Source organism: Streptomyces sp. NPDC059785 (assembly GCF_042732375.1).
Lineage (GTDB): Bacteria > Actinomycetota > Actinomycetes > Streptomycetales > Streptomycetaceae > Streptomyces.
The window spans coordinates 1-14339 of the sequence record NZ_JBHWHV010000075.1 but is presented as its reverse complement, the minus strand read 5'-3'; the positions used below and the strand labels follow the sequence as shown (position 1 = coordinate 14339).

13 protein-coding genes are annotated in these 14339 nt (G+C 73.1%); 5 read left to right on the top strand and 8 right to left on the bottom strand.

Going from position 1 to position 14339, the window contains the following annotated elements; genetic code table 11:
- Positions 1-21: 21 nt before the first annotated feature.
- The 3 genes from ACFV6E_RS37365 to ACFV6E_RS37355 all read right to left on the bottom strand — a co-directional run bounded on the left by ACFV6E_RS37365 (position 22) and on the right by ACFV6E_RS37355 (position 2117).
- Positions 22-825 carry an SAM-dependent methyltransferase gene (locus tag ACFV6E_RS37365; protein WP_385467805.1) on the bottom strand — a complete coding sequence of 268 codons (804 nt, stop codon included), beginning with the start codon at positions 823-825 and terminating at the stop codon, positions 22-24.
- A gap of 174 nt (positions 826-999) precedes the next feature.
- The gene (locus ACFV6E_RS37360) at positions 1000-1257 is read right to left on the bottom strand and encodes a DUF397 domain-containing protein (RefSeq protein ID WP_385166645.1); all 258 of its coding nucleotides are present in this window, start codon (positions 1255-1257) and stop codon (positions 1000-1002) included.
- On the bottom strand, positions 1257-2117 hold the full coding sequence (locus ACFV6E_RS37355; RefSeq protein WP_385166644.1) for a helix-turn-helix domain-containing protein: 861 nt from the start codon (positions 2115-2117) through the stop codon (positions 1257-1259). The genes ACFV6E_RS37360 and ACFV6E_RS37355 overlap by 1 nt, the downstream gene beginning before the upstream one ends.
- Before the next feature lie 353 nt (positions 2118-2470).
- Between ACFV6E_RS37355 and ACFV6E_RS37350 the strand changes: the two genes are divergently transcribed.
- The 3 genes from ACFV6E_RS37350 (at position 2471) to ACFV6E_RS37340 (ending at position 5896) form a co-directional block, all read left to right on the top strand.
- Positions 2471-3232 (top strand): ATP-binding protein, encoded by a 762-nt coding sequence (locus ACFV6E_RS37350; RefSeq protein WP_385467802.1) that lies wholly within the window; start codon positions 2471-2473, stop codon positions 3230-3232.
- Positions 3223-3669 carry a hypothetical protein gene (locus tag ACFV6E_RS37345; protein WP_385166641.1) on the top strand — a complete coding sequence of 149 codons (447 nt, stop codon included), beginning with the start codon at positions 3223-3225 and terminating at the stop codon, positions 3667-3669. Before ACFV6E_RS37350 ends, ACFV6E_RS37345 begins: the two co-directional genes overlap by 10 nt.
- A 331-nt stretch (positions 3670-4000) precedes the next feature.
- Positions 4001-5896, top strand: coding sequence for an ABC transporter ATP-binding protein (locus tag ACFV6E_RS37340; RefSeq protein ID WP_385166676.1), 1896 nt, complete (start codon positions 4001-4003; stop codon positions 5894-5896).
- A 71-nt stretch (positions 5897-5967) separates the two neighbouring features.
- Here the strand turns inward: ACFV6E_RS37340 and ACFV6E_RS37335 are convergent, their stop codons facing one another.
- From ACFV6E_RS37335 to ACFV6E_RS37325, 3 genes are all read right to left on the bottom strand, one after another.
- Entirely contained in the window at positions 5968-6141 is a 174-nt protein-coding gene (locus ACFV6E_RS37335) for a hypothetical protein (RefSeq protein ID WP_385166640.1), read from the bottom strand.
- Positions 6142-6263: 122 nt separating this feature from the next.
- Positions 6264-6956, bottom strand: a complete 693-nt coding sequence (locus ACFV6E_RS37330; RefSeq protein ID WP_385166638.1) for a DUF899 domain-containing protein — start codon at positions 6954-6956, stop codon at positions 6264-6266.
- Positions 6957-7060: 104 nt separating this feature from the next.
- Positions 7061-8500: an amidohydrolase gene (locus ACFV6E_RS37325; protein ID WP_385166636.1), complete on the bottom strand. Its 1440-nt coding sequence runs from the start codon at positions 8498-8500 to the stop codon at positions 7061-7063.
- 173 nt (positions 8501-8673) lie between these two features.
- Here ACFV6E_RS37325 and ACFV6E_RS37320 point away from each other — a divergent pair, with 173 nt between their 5' ends.
- On the top strand, positions 8674-9630 hold the full coding sequence (locus tag ACFV6E_RS37320) for an endonuclease/exonuclease/phosphatase family protein (RefSeq protein ID WP_385166634.1): 957 nt from the start codon (positions 8674-8676) through the stop codon (positions 9628-9630).
- Between the two features lie 501 nt (positions 9631-10131).
- Here ACFV6E_RS37320 and ACFV6E_RS37315 read toward each other — a convergent pair.
- Positions 10132-11886, bottom strand: coding sequence for an FUSC family protein (locus ACFV6E_RS37315; RefSeq protein ID WP_385467831.1), 1755 nt, complete (start codon positions 11884-11886; stop codon positions 10132-10134).
- A gap of 532 nt (positions 11887-12418) precedes the next feature.
- On the opposite strand from ACFV6E_RS37315, the gene ACFV6E_RS37310 reads away from it, so the two are divergent.
- Positions 12419-13408, top strand: coding sequence for an expansin EXLX1 family cellulose-binding protein (locus tag ACFV6E_RS37310; RefSeq protein WP_385467799.1), 990 nt, complete (start codon positions 12419-12421; stop codon positions 13406-13408).
- Positions 13409-13431: 23 nt separating this feature from the next.
- Here ACFV6E_RS37310 and ACFV6E_RS37305 read toward each other — a convergent pair whose 3' ends face one another.
- Positions 13432-14205, bottom strand: coding sequence for a nucleotidyltransferase domain-containing protein (locus ACFV6E_RS37305; RefSeq protein WP_385467796.1), 774 nt, complete (start codon positions 14203-14205; stop codon positions 13432-13434).
- Positions 14206-14339: the final 134 nt, after the last annotated feature.

The following is a 14339-nucleotide window of genomic DNA, read 5'->3' as shown; positions in this document are numbered from 1 at the left end:
GCCGCCCTCGCAGCCCCGGGCCTACGGCTTGCGTGCCACCCCGGCGTAACCGGGGAGCCGCTGGTCGCCCTCGACCGGGACGGCTTCGCCCAGTTCCGGCTTCCAGTCGGGGACCATCGACACACCCGGCTCGACCAGTTCCAGCCCGTCGAAGAACCGGGCGATCTCCTCGCGGCCGCGCAGCGCCATCGTGAGCCCGCGCCTGCGGTACATCTCCGTGGCCGTGGCCGCCTTCTCCTCGTCGAACTCGCCGGACGCGTGGGAGATCATCAGGTAGCTGCCGGGGGCCAGGACGGCCATCAGCCGCTCGACGAGTTCGTAGGCGCCGTCCTCGTCGGAGACGAAGTGGAGCAGGGCGACGAGCGAGAGGGCCACCGGCCTGTCGAAGTCCAGGACCTTCCCGGCCTTGTCGAGGATGGCGGCCGGATCGCGCGCGTCGGCCTGGAGGTACTCCGTGACCCCCTCGGGCGTGCTGCGCAGCAGGGCCGCCGCGTGGGCCAGCACGATGGGGTCGTTGTCGCAGTAGACGACACGCGCGTCGGGCGCCACCTGCTGGGCGACCTGGTGCAGGTTCGGCTCGGTCGGGATGCCCGTACCGATGTCGAGAAACTGCCGGACGCCGTTCCGCGCGAGCCAGCGCGTGGCCCGGTGCATGAAGGCGCGGTTGACCCGCGCCAGCGTCGGCACCCTGGGATCGAGGGCGAGGAGCTGCTTTCCCAACTCCTCGTCCACCGGGTAGTTGTCTTTCCCGCCGAGGAACCAGTCGTACATGCGCGCGGGGTGCGGCTTGCTCGTGTCGATCTCTAAGGGGGCCTGCCCGGTCATAACGGTCTCCGTAAGTCCGTACCACGGTTGTCAATCAATTCAGCACCACAATTAAGAAGCAGAGGAGAGAGCATAAGAATCAGCGGGTGAAGGAAATGGGGGCGGATGAAGCGCGGCAATGAATGGGGCAATGTGCGGCACAGCCGGCAATGAAGACGTCCGAATGGAAGGACGTCAGGAGAGGAGAAAGTCTGCCTCCCCCGCTTTGGCGCCCTCGATGAACGCGGTCATCTCGTTGTGCGTGTAGATCAGCGCGGGTCCGTCCGGATCCGAGGACTGACGGACCGCGATCCGGCCGTCTTCGAGTTTCATGGCCTCCAGGCAATTGCCGCCATTGCCGCCGCTCCACGGCTTGTGCCAGCCCTCGCTGCCCAGTTCCCGGGCGGGCATGCCGTTCCGCACATTGCGGTTCCGCGGCTTGATGCGTTCCATTAGAGCTCCTTGCGGAGATCCCGGAGAATCTCCTTCGTGCGATGTGCCGTAGCGGCCTGGGCCGCCATGCGGTCCATGACCTCGAGGTGGGTCGCCACCTCGGTACGCGCGTCCAGATAGACGGCGCCGGTCAAGTACTCGCTGTAGACCATGTCCGGAAGTTCCGGCATGGCGAATCGGAAGAGCACGAACGGCCCGTAGGTGCCCGGATGCGGCCCCGAGGAGAACGGGGCGATCTGGAGGGTCACATTGGGCAGTGTCGTGGCTTCGAGCAATTTGTCGATCTGCTCCCGCATGACGTCCGGGCCGCCGACCTGGCGGAGCAGGACCGTCTCGTCCAGCACCGCCCAGAGCCGGGGCGCGTCCTCACGGGTGAGCAGATTCTGGCGTTGCATGCGCAGCGCGACGTGGCGCTCTATGTCCTCGGGCTTGGTCTGGCCGACCGCGCCCGATTTCAGCACGCCTCTCGCGTACGCCTCGGTCTGGAGCAGTCCGGGTACGAAATGGGGTTCGTAGGACCGGATCAGGGCCGCGGCGCCCTCCAGGCTGACGTACATCGAGAACCAGCCCGGCAGGATGTCGTGGAACCGCTGCCACCAGCCCGGCTTGTTGGCCTCCTCGGCGAGCTGGACGAACGCCTCGGCCTCGTCGTCGGAGACGCCGTACGACTTCAGCAGGAGCTGGAGGTACGGAATCTTGAGGGAGACCTCGGCCATCTCCATACGACGGACGGTCGCAGGCGCGACCCGCAGGATGCGGGCTGCCTCCTCCCGCTTGAGACCTGCGTGTTCCCGCAGGTCCAGCAGTCGCCGGCCGAGGACGACCTGGCCGACTGTCGGCGCGGACCGCGGTTCGCTCACGTCTCACCTCCACAAGAGTCCTGACAGCCCGGGCGGCGCCACTCGGGTCCGTTTCTCAGAGACCAACTGGCGCCGCTCGACATGCTGTTGCGAGCAGTGTGCCATGGCGCCTCTCGGAGTCACACCGCACTCTGCAATTTTCAGAGTGACTCTTGCCAAGTGTTCACGGCGGGGCGATAGTGGCAAGCGTGACTCCGCCTGCGCCCTTAGGAACAGACGCCGCCGCGGACCGCCTCGGTCTTCGTGCCGCCACCGGGCCACGTCCCGATGCGGCGCCCGAGCGCCGGTTCCGCTTCGAGCTGGCCGCACACCCGGGCTCCGTGCGACAGGCCCGGCGCCTGACCCGTGCCTGGTTGTCCGACTGGGGGGTCTGCGCCGACACCTGCGACACGGCGGGCCTCGTCGTGTCCGAGCTGGTGACCAACGCCATCGTGCACACCGCGAGCAGACGCGTCGTCTGTGAGCTGCACGACAGCGGCGACCTGGTGCGGATAGCCGTCCGCGACGAGGGCTGCGCTCCGGGTGAGCCGCGTCCCGTCCCGGTGGAGGCCGAGGAGGAACACGGCAGAGGGCTGCTGCTCGTCGAGGCGGTCTGCACCGCCTGGGGCGCCCAGGAGACCGGTCCCGGTCTGCGCGTCTGGGCCGAGCTGCCGCGCACCGCTGAGGCCGGCGCCGAGGACGCGGCGGCGGACGCGTACGGCCTCGCCGACCCGGCGGACCCGTACGACGCCGCCGTCCTGGACCTCGACCTGGACAGCGGCCCGGACGACGACGCCGGTCAGGACGGAGACAGCGGCCCGGCACCGGCGAGCGCGTACGGCACCGCGGGACCGGCGGGCGCGTACAGCACTGCGGTCCCGGCGAGTCCGTACGACACCACGGGACCGGCGAGTCCGTACGACACCGGGGTCCCGGCGGGAACGGCCATGGCGCCGTGCCCCGGGACGGCGGTCCGCCCGGCCCATCCGGTACATCCGGCCCGTCCGGACGGCCGGGAGCGGAAGACGAACACCGAAGTGCGCTCGGACCTCGGGTGGAGCGCGAAGAAGCCGCCGGCCGACGGCCGGGGTTCCGGAGCACAGGCGTTCCAGGGAACGGGGGCCGAATGGGTGTGAGGGCGACGTCGACCGGGGCGGCCGCTGTGCTGAGCCTGGACACGCTGGTCCGCCTCAAGCGCGGGCGACAGCAGTCCGACACCCCCAGACGACTCCCCATACCCGCGGACATGACGATGCCCCTGGGCTGCGACGCGGTGGCCGTTCCGGCCCGCTTCGGCCCGGTGCTGCTGTCCCGGCTGCCCCGGGCGGGCTGTGTGTACGCCGACGCGGCGCACTGGTGGTGGATCGTCCCCTCCGACTCGGACGTGGCCCTGGAGTGGCCGGCCCCCGCGCACTACGCCACGGGAGCGGTCGTGCCGGACGCACCGCAGATTCCCGGGCTCATCCACAAACCGGACGGCACGTTTCCGTACACGCCGCCGATCCCGCTCTACGTCGCGGTCTGCCGTGTCATGGGCACACCACCGGCCTGGTCCCGCCCGGTCAGCGCCTGAGCCCACGCGCTTCCTGATCCCACGCAGTGCCTGAGCCCACGCACTGCCTGAGCTCGCGCGCTGCCGGAGTCCCCGCTGCCGGGTGTCCGGAATTGCTCGGTCCGCGCCGCGTGCGCTCGACCGGCGCGGGTGGAGGGCGGCATTCCTGGGGAGGGCACCGTGGGTGCACTCTCGGGGGAGGCCAACAGTGGGGTCATCGGTGAGGTCGTCGCTCAGGACCGGGCTGCGAAAAACCAGGTCGCGGAAGACCGGGTCACGGAAGACCGGAGCGCGGGCAACCGGGTCGCGAAAGGAGCGCGCCGTCGTCGACGCGGCGCCGTCCGAGTCGGAGCTGCTGCTCTTCGGCGGCCCGCTGCGCTACGACACCGGCTGGTCGCAGCACGCGGACGCGTTCCTCGAACTCGGCTTCCGGGCGATGGTGAAACGGCTGCCGTCGCTGCTCGCCTCCAGTTTCGGGCTGGCCTGGCGGGCGGACCGCCGCGCCGCCCGGATCGTACTGGCCGCCGAGGTCCTCCGGGGCGTGGCGCAGGCCGTCGGCCTCCTCGCGGTCAACAGCGTGCTGGCCCGCCTGATGACCCCGGGTCCGGTCGAGGACCGGCTGCGCGGCGCGGTACCGGCGCTGGTCACGGTCGCCGCCGTGATGCTGCTGGCCGCGCTGTTGCGGGCGGCGTCGACGTACGCCACCGGCCACCTCGAACCGAAGGTGGAGCGGGTGGCGACGGAGCTGTACCTGGAGCGGGCGGCGGCCGTGGAGCTGTCCGCGATCGAGGACGACGCCTTCCACAAGCTGCTGGACACCGCGCAGTACGGCGCCGCGTCCGCCCGGCGCATGATCTCGATGGCCACCCAGGTCGTGAACGCGATGATCTCGCTGATCGCGGCGGCGGGCGTGCTCGCCGTGCTGCATCCCGCGCTGCTGCCGCTGCTCATCCTCATGACGCTGCCGAGCGCGTGGAGCGCCCTGACGATCGCGCGGCGCCGGTACGAGTCGTTCCACGCCTGGGTGCAGCACGCACGGGCCGGGCGGCTCATCGGCAGCCTGCTCACCGAACCGGCGGCGGCGCCCGAGATCCGCGTGCACGGCGTGGGCCCGTTCCTGCTGCGTCACTTCCATGCGATGTCGGAGACCGCCGAGGCGGAGCAGGCGCGGCTGGCCCGGCTGGCCGCGCGGACCGGTCTGTACGCGGCGGCCTGGACGGGGCTCGCCACGGTGGCCACGTACGCGACGCTCGGCGGGCTGCTGCTGGCCGGCACGATGGCGCTGTCGGTGGCCGGGACGGCGGTGATCGCGATCCGCACGGGCTCCGCGAGCCTGGACTCCCTGGTCCTGGAGCTGAACGGGCTGCACGAGGAGGCCCTCTTCGTGGGCGATCTGGAGCGGCTGTACGTCGAGGCGGCGCGGCGGGCGATCCCCGAGGGCGGTGTCCCGCTCCCCGACGATCCGCGGGAGATCCGCTTCGAGAACGTCACGTTCACCTATCCGGGCGGCGCCGGCCGTCCGGCCCTTGACGATGTGACGCTGGCACTGCCGCTCGGCCGGATCGTGGCGCTGGTCGGGGAGAACGGTTCCGGCAAGACGACGCTGGTGAAGCTGCTCGCCGGGCTGTACCAGCCGGACCGCGGGCGCATCATGTGGGACGACACGGACGCGGCGACCGCGGACCGGGCGCTGCTCGCCGAGCGCATCGCGATGGTGGCGCAGGACTTCAAGCGGTGGCCGTTCACTGCCCGCGTCAATGTGGCGGTGGGCCGCGCCTCCGCGCCGCTCACCGACGAGCGGCTCGCCTCGTCGGTCGCCGAGGCGGGTGCGCAGGACGTGGTGGCGGATCTGCCGCGCGGTCTCGACACGCTGCTGGCCCGCGGCTTCAGCGGCGGCCACGAGCTGTCCGGTGGTCAGTGGCAGCGCCTGGGGATCGCGCGGGCGGCGTACCGGCGGGGGCGGATCCTGATCGTGGACGAGCCGACGGCGGCCCTGGACGCGCGGGCCGAGCTGGAGGTCTTTGAAAAGATCCGGGCGCTGGCCGGCACCGGTCAGACGGTCGTGCTGATCACGCACCGGCTGGCTTCGGTGCGCCACGCGGACCTGGTGCACGTCCTGGAGCAGGGCCGTCTCGTGGAGTCCGGCAGCCCGGAGGAACTGCTGGCCACGGGCGGTGTCTACGCGGAGCTGTACTCGCTCCAGGCGGAGCAGTTCACGGCGGAGGTCCCCAGCCGCGGGGCGGGCTGACCGGCCGCCGGATCAACTGGCCGGGATCTGCTCCACGCCTGATCCGGATCTACTGCACGCATGGTCGGGATCTACTCCACGCCGTCGGCGCGTCTCACGATCACCAGGAACGCGTCCGTGGCGAGATCCATGACGACTTCCGCGGCCTGGCCCTCCAGACGGCGTGCCTGCGCGAACTCCTCCGCGGGCCAGGACCCGCGAGGCCCACCGGCGGGAAAGCGCTCCAGCACCGTATGCCCGTTCATCCTGCACCTCCATGTCGCGCCTACTCGTAGAGTTAAACGCCAACCATGGGGCATCCGGCTCGCGAAGTGACGGTACTGAGACGTAGCCGACACTCGTTCACCGCTTCGCAGTGAGTGTTCTCTCAATCGTCGTACTCGTCGTGATAGCGGATGCGGGCGCTGCCCGCCGGGGCGCCCAGCGCCGACGCGCGCCCCCTGGGCTCCTCCCAGGCCTCCTGGCGGCCCAGGGCGGTGAGGTCGAGCAGCGTGGTCGTCGAGCCGAGTCCGTCGAGTCCGCGCTCGTACGTCGAGTAGGTGTGGAAGACCCGGTCGCCGTCGCGCAGGAAGCAACTCATCCCCGGCCGCTCGTAGGTCTCGTCGTCGTCGCCGGTGAAGGACGCCTGGAAGTCGTGGTTGAAGTCGGTGCCGTAGGACGAGTACCAGGGCACTGTCCAGCCCATCCGCGCCTTGAACGGCAGGATTTTGGTGTACGGCGCCCGGGACACGGCGGCGAACGAGGTGCCACGGGCCCGCAGATGGGCGAGGTGGCCGAGCTGGTCGAGGAACGCGGAGCAACTGCGGCACCCGGCGTCCCACTCGGGCGCGAACATGAAGTGGTAGACGACGAGCTGATGGCGCCCCTCGAAGAGGTCGAAGAGGGTCGCCTTGCCGTCGCCGCCCTCGAACACGTACTCCTTGTCGATCTCGACCATCGGCAGGGCGCGCCGCTCGGCGTTGAGCGCGTCCCGCGCCCGGGTCACGGCCTTCTCCTTGGCCAGCAGTTCCTCGCGGGCGAGGCGCCACTCCTCGCGCGAGACGATCTGCGGAAGCGTCATGTGCTCCTCCTCCTACCGGTCCTTGTCTGGGTGGACCGGCCGAAGCGGCGGAACTAATCGGCGCGCGGGAAAGAAACTTCCGGCGGTTGCCGGAAGAGCGCGGCTCAGGCGTCGTACCGCTGGATCCGCCGACCGTGGCCGCGGTCGGTCAGCGCCGGCAGGAGTGCGTTCAGCCGTCCGACGATCTCGGGCAGATCGAGGGTGAGCAGCCGCCGGTCCCGCATCAGGACCCGTCCGTCCACGACGGTCGTGCGGACGTCGGCGGACCGGGCGCTGTGCACGAGGGTGGCGGCGGGGTCGTGCACGGGCTGGGTGTGCGCGCCGGTGAGGTCGACCAGGACGATGTCGGCCCGCCGCCCGGGGGCGAGGCTGCCGATGTGTTCGCCGAGACCGACCGCGCGGGCGCTCTGGAGCGTCGCGTGGTGCAGCGCCTGACGGGCGGTCAGCCATCGCGGGTCGCCCTCGGCGGACTTCTGCACCAGCGCGGTGAGCGCCATGGACTCCCAGACGTCGAGGGAGTTGTTCGAGGCGGCGCCGTCGGTGGCGAGCCCGACCGGGACGCCGATGCCGCGCAGGGCCCGTACGGGGGTGGGATCCCAGGCGAACTTCAGGTACCCGCGGGGTGCCGTGGCGACGGCGACCCGGTCCGCCGCGCGCTCGAGCAGCGGCAGGTCGGACGCGACGATGCCGGTGCCGTGGGCGATCAGCAGTCCGGCCTCGTTGCCGAGGAGACCCGCGCGGTCCAGGACCTCGATCGGCGTCCGGCCGTGCCGGGCGAGGCTGGTCTCGGTCTGCTCGCGGCTCTCGGCGGCGTGCAGGTGCACGGGGAGCCGGTGCTCGCGGGCGAGGGCGGCGGTCGCGGCGAGGTCGTCGTCGGTCACGGTGTACGGGGCGTGCGGGGCGAGGGCGGTGGTGATGCGGCCGCCGGCGGCGCCGCGCTGCCGGAGCGCGAAGTCGAGCGACCGCTCCCGGCCCTCGGCGCCCTGTCCGGCCCCCGCCGAGAAGAACGCCTCGCCGAGATGGGCGCGCAGGCCGCACTCGTCGACGACGGCGGCGACCGTGTCCATCGAGAAGTAGTGGTCGGCGAAGCAGGTGACACCGCCGCTGATCATCTCGGCGCAGGCGAGGCGCGCGCCGAGTTCGACGATCTCGGGGGTGAGGTTGGACTCGATGGGCCAGACCCGTTCGTTGAACCACTCCTCCACCGGCAGGTCCTCGGCGATGCCGCGCAGCGCGACCATCGACGCGTGCGTATGGCAGTTGATCAGGCCGGGCATCGCCACCTGACCGCGCCCGTCGATGCGCTCGACGGCGTCGATGTGCTCGGAGACGTCGGAACCGGTACCGGTATCGGTACCGGTACCGCCCGACGCGGGACCGGTCACCGTCTCGATGACCCCCGCGCGGACGACGATCGTGGCGTCCCGCACGAAGCCGGGCACTTCGTGGTCGTCGTGCACGAGGGCGGTACAGCCCGTGATGACGAGATCGGCGGGGCCCGAAGTCACCGTGCCCCGCGTACGACGGTCGGGGGAAGGAGTCACCGTGCCAACGTACGACGGTGTCGTGTCCCCGTGTGACGTGAACCGGGGATCCGGTCCCGGCCCTGTCCCCGGCCCCGTCCGGCGCGCACGCTGGCCTCATCGACGCCTCGGCGTCGGCGCCCCGGCACTGACGCGTCCGCCGCGCCGGCGCCCCGCCCGGGAAGGAGCCCGGCATGCTCCTCGCCACCTGGAACCTGGAGAACCTGTACCGGCCCGGCAGCCCGTACGGCCCGAAGGACAAGGCCGCGTACGAGGCGAAGCTCGCCGCGCTGGCGTCCGTCGTCAGGGCGCTCGACCCGGCGCTGCTGGCCGTGCAGGAGGTCGGCGACCCCGGAGCGCTGGAGGATCTGGCCGGTCTGCTGGGCGGCGGCGACTGGCACATCACCCTGTCCGGGCACCCGGACGGCCGGGGCATCCGGGTCGGCTTCCTCAGCCGGCGGCCGGTGTGGGTGCTCGCGGACACCACCGCGTTCCCGCCGCTGCTGCGGCCGGTGCAGGGCGCGGACGTCGGGGAGCCGGTGCGGCAGGCGGGGCGCGGCTTCCTGGCGGTGGAGGTCTCGGTGGCGTCGCTGGTGCTGCGGGTGGCGGTCTGCCATCTGAAGTCGAAGCTGCTGTCGTACCCGGGCGGCCGGTTCCGGCCGGTCGACGAGGGCGAGCGCGCCCGGTACGGCGCGTACGCCCTGTACCGGCGGACCGCCGAGGCGGCGTCGCTGCGGGCCCTGGTCGACGAACTGCTGGCGGGCGACGGCCGGACCCGTGACGTGGCGGTGCTCGGCGACCTCAACGACGAGGTGCAGGCCGCGACGACGCAGATCCTGCTGGGGCCGCCCGGCTCGGAGATCGGCACGCCCGGTTACGGGCAGCCCGACAGGGGGGACGCGGCGCGGCTGTGGAACGTGGCGCCGCTGATCCCCGCCGAGCGGCGCTTCTCGCGGGTGAACTCGGGCCGCCGGGAGCTGATCGACCACCTTCTGGTGAGCCACCGCCTGGTCCGCCGGGTCACGGCGGCCGGCACGGGGACGCCCGAGGCCGACGCGCCGCGGCTACCCTCGGTGGGTCCGGACCCGGCCGCGCGACGGAGCGCCGCGGGCTCGGACCACGCGCCGGTGTGGATACGGGTGCGGGACTGACGGCCCCGTCAGCGGATGCGGGACCGGCCGCCCTGCCATCGGGTGCGGGACCGACCGCCCTGGCATCGGGTGCGGGACCGGCCGCCCTGCCATCGGATGCGGGACCGACCGCCCCGTCAGCGGATACGGGACCGACCGCCCCGTCAGCGGATACGGGACCGACCGCCCTGCCATCGGATGCGGGACCGACCGCCCCGTCAGCGGATACGGGACCGGCCGCCCTGCGGGCGAGCGCGGGAAGACGGTGCCCGCGCTCGCACGGCGGCGGCCCGGCACTCAGGGCGGCGGTCACCCGACGTTTGCGCCCCGCTGTCGATGGTCAGGCGGCGGCGGGCACCCGACGCTTGCACCCCGCCGCCGACAGTCAGGCGACGACGGCCACCCGACGCTTGCACCCCGCCGCCGACAGTCAGGCGACGACGGCCACCCGACGCTTACACCCCGCCGCCGACAGTCAGGCGGCGGCGGTCACCCGACGCTTACGCCCCGCCGTCGGCGGGGTCATGCCGCCGCGGCCAGCTCGATGGCCGGCAGGCCCGCCCGGTCCCGGTGTCGGGCGAGTTCTTCGAGGAGGTCGGCGATCCGCTGGGTGTGGCGGGCGGTGAGGCGGCCGGTGTCGTCCAGGTGTACGGCGCACGCGGTGGTGGTGTCGAGGAGCCGTTCCAGAGTGAGCGCCGCCTCGTCGGTGCCCTTCGTGTACCGCGCCAGGGCGGGCAGCTCGGCGGCGGCAAGGGCGATCGCCGCCCGGGCCTCGGCCAGCGAGCGGTACGCCTCCCGGCGCAGGGTCCAGCGGCCGGCCCGGTCGTCGGAGCCGCTGAGCACGTGCGCGAGGTAGGACTGCGCGGCCTCGGTCGCCCTGACCAGCCGCGCCCGTACTCCCCCGCCACGCCGCAGCGGGGTCGGCAGATGGCCGACGACCAGCACGATCGCGCACGCGAGCAGCGTCTCCGCGACACGGTTCCAGGACGTCTGGGACGCCTGGACGGCCGCGGACGCCTGGAGTTCGCCGCCCACCATGATCAGGGCCAGTACGAGCACCGTGACGACGGCGGTCTGCGCGGCGAAGTGCCGGGCGGCGACGGGGATCAGCCCGCAGCACAGGGCGACCAGCGCGATCAGCCCGGCGGGCCGGGGCAGCAGCGCCGCGAACGCCGCGAAGACGAGCGCGCCGAAGGCCGTACCGGCCGCCCGGCACAGGATGCGCGAGGCCAGCGGGCCCAGGTCGGGCTTGACCAGGAAGACGGCGGTCGCGGGCAGCCAGTACCAGTGCTCGTCCACGCCCCACCAGCGCAGGTGGTGCAGGGCCTGCGCCACGGCGACGGCGGCACCGAAGGAGAGCGCGACCCGGATGCCGTACTCGCGGCCGCCCGAACCGAGGAGGGTGCGCAGCACGGCTCCCGCGGTGCCCCGCCGCCGGGCGGGCGTGCCGCGGTGCGACGTGCCCGCGCCCCGGTCGAAGGCGTCGGCGGCGCCCAGCAGCGCGTCGTCGAGGGCACGCAGCGCGGGCGCCGAGCGGGCGGGCGCGGGCAGCGGTCCGGCGCTGCCGCCGGCGCGTACGGCGGCGGCGAGCCTCCGGGGGCCTTCCGCGGCCCGCGCGGGTACGGGGTCACCGGCCCAGGCCAGCGCGGTCGCGGCCTCGGCGAGCGGCAGCGCGGCGGTGAACTGCGCGTGCAGCCGCCGCTCGGTGCGGGAGCCGGGCCGCCGCCGCAGCCGGGGCCCGGACAGCGCGTCCTGCGCGTGGTCGAGCGCGGCGGTCAGCGCGGCCCGCCGGGCGGCGGCCTCGGGACCGCCGGTGGCCGTGAGCAGCGCGGAGATCGCCTGGTAGACGGCGGCGACGGCGGTCCGCTCGCCGTCGAAGCGGTAGTCGCCCGCCCCGAAGCGGGTGGCCGGCAGGGCGACCCGGAGCACGATCAGCCAGCCGGCCCCGGCGAGGAAGAACAGCACCCGCTGCCAGCCGGGCTCCGGCAGCCCCATCCCCGCCCCGATCGCGGCGGTGACGAGGAGTTGCGTGCCCGCACCGCTGGCCACCGGACCGATCGCGCTGACCGACCCGGCGACCAGGCCGAGCCCGGTCAGTACGAGGGTGAGCACCACGGGCCCGGTGTACGCACCGGCGTAGGACCCGACGAGCAGCCCGCAGGCACCGGCCAGCGCGGGCAGCCCCTGTCGCTTGATCGCGGCCCGCCTGCTGCCGGGCCGGTCCTGGAACGCGGCGAGCATGGCGCCGATACCGGCGACGACACCGGCGCTGCTCATCCCGGCGAGCCAGGCCACGAGCAGCACGGAACCGGCGGCCAGCGCGCCCCGCGCGAACGCGGCCCAGGGCACGGGCCCCTTCTGCGCACGCAGGGCATGGGCGAACCAGGGCGGCAAGGTGACGCCGGGGAAGGGCAACGGGGCTCCTGTCGGTCGAGGGCGAGTGCGTATGCGCTTGCGCTTGTGTAGCGGTAGCGGTAGCGCTGCGGATGCCTTCGGGCGACGTCGGCCGGGCTGTCACTCCACGATAGATCGCGAGACGGGCGTACCGGAAACGGCGACGTTTCAGCGGTGTGACGCGTGCCAGGCGCACCCGGCGATCGCCCCGGCGATCGCCGCCCAGGGGTCCGGCGCGAGGCCGTTTACGTGACCCGCCTCGCCCGCGGTCCGGCACAGCGACAACCTGTCCGCTCGCACGACAACCTTTCCGCTCGCACGACAACCTTTCCGCTCGCACGGCAACCTTTCCGCTCGCTGTGACCACTGGAGGCGGAAGCCGTGTCTCCTGACCGCCCGACGTGAGGACTCATCCGTGGCAGCCCCCACCCACCGCCGTCCGTTCCGTGTGCGGCGCCGTACCGCTGTCGTCTCCGTGGCCGCCGTGGCGGTCGCGGTGCTCGTCGTCTCGCTGGTCGTGGCGCTCCGGCCCGGCGGGGGCGCCGGTTCGGTGCGGGCCGACGGAAAACCCGTGGCCGCCGACGGCCGAGGGAGCGATGCCCCCACGCCGTCGAAGCCGAAGCAGTCCTCGGCGTCTCCGACGGCTCCGACGGCTCCGGCATCCACGGCCTCCTCGTCCGCCGCCGCCACCGCCACCGCCTCACCCGCCGCCCGGTCGTCGGCCACGCGGTCGTCGGCCGGGGGCGCGCCCGGGTCCGCTCCCCGGTCGGGGTCCGACTCCGCGCCGCTGGCCGGGCGGATCAAGCCCGGCGTCGGCTACGAGGGGGTCGCCACCCACTACGACGCGGCGGACGGCGACGGGGCCTGCACGTACGGCCCGAGCCCCGATCTCATGGTCGCGGCGATGAACACCGCCGACTACGAGACGTCCAAGGCGTGCGGCGCGTACCTGCTCGTCCGGGCCGGGGGCGGCGCCTCCGTCACGGTGCGGGTCACCAACGAGTGCCCGGCGCCCTGCGCGGCCGGACAGCTCGACCTCAGCGAGCAGGCGTTCGCGAAGCTCGCCGCGCTCTCCGCCGGCCGGATCCAGATCACCTGGAGCCTGCTGAGCCCGGACACGTCCGACACGGTCTCGATCCGGTACAAGACCGGGTCCACCCGTTACTGGTGCGGCATCCAGGCGATCGGCCACCGCAACCCGCTGGCGCGCCTCGAGGTCGGTACGGGCGGCGGCTGGACCAGCCTCACCCGTACCGAGTACAACTACTTCCTCTCCCCCGACGGCACCGGCTGCGGCGGCCCGATCCGGCTCACCGACATCTACGGGGAGCAGCTCACCGTCGACGCGCTCGCCGTACGCCCGGACACCGTCCAGCAGACGGGCGTCCAGTTCGCCCGGCACTGACATGGAGGGGGCCGGCCCGGGGATCACTCCCCGCCGCTCGCCCGCCCCCGGCCCACCGCCACCTCGAAGAGTTCCCCCGTCGCCTCGACCGCCGCCGCGAGGACGTCGGGGTCGGGCGTCAGCCGTTGGACGACCGCGTCGACGTCCCGCAGGCCCGCGCGTTCCAGCAGGCGCTTCTCGTTGGTCACCCACTCCCCGCGCGCGGCGAGCACCGCGTGCGCGGCCTGGGCGGCCGCCGTGGCGAGGGCCCCGGCGACCTCGGTGACGCGGCCCGTGGGGGCATGATTGGCCTGCGCGTACCCGAGGGTCATACGGGCCGTGTCGTGCCAGCGCCGCGCGGCGGAGGCGCGCAGCTTCGCCGGGTACGCCGCCGGGCGGGGCAGTTCGCCGTGCAGGACCCGGTTGACGGCCAGCTCGGCGACGACCAGGTAGCTGGGGATCCCGGCGAGGTGGAAGAGCAGCGGCTCCACCCGGAAGCGGCCCTCCTCGGCCTCCGCCAGCTCGTGCTCCACGACGTCGAGATCGCGGTAGTGGACGTCGACCCGGTTGCCCTCGACGGTGAGCCAGGCGCCCCCGTTGAAGACACCGCCGCCCCAGCCGCCGAGCTCGGACACCTCGCCCTCCCAGCCGACGGCGCGCAGATCGTCCGGGTCGAAGTCGCCCCGGTAGTAGATCGCCAGGTCCCAGTCGCTGTCGGGCCGGTGGGTGCCCTGCGCGCGGGAGCCGCCGAGGGCGACGGCCCGGACACCGGGAAGTCCGGCGAGCCGGTCACCCACGCGATCGAGGAAGGTCGTCATACGGTCAGCCTCCGGCAGAAGGGGCTCGTGGGTCGGTCAGCCCATTACCTTCCAAGTAGAGCCCGAACGGGGCTCGTGGCCTCCGGGGCCGGTATGGCTCTTTGCCCCTGTCGTGGATGATCCGGGGGGTGCTG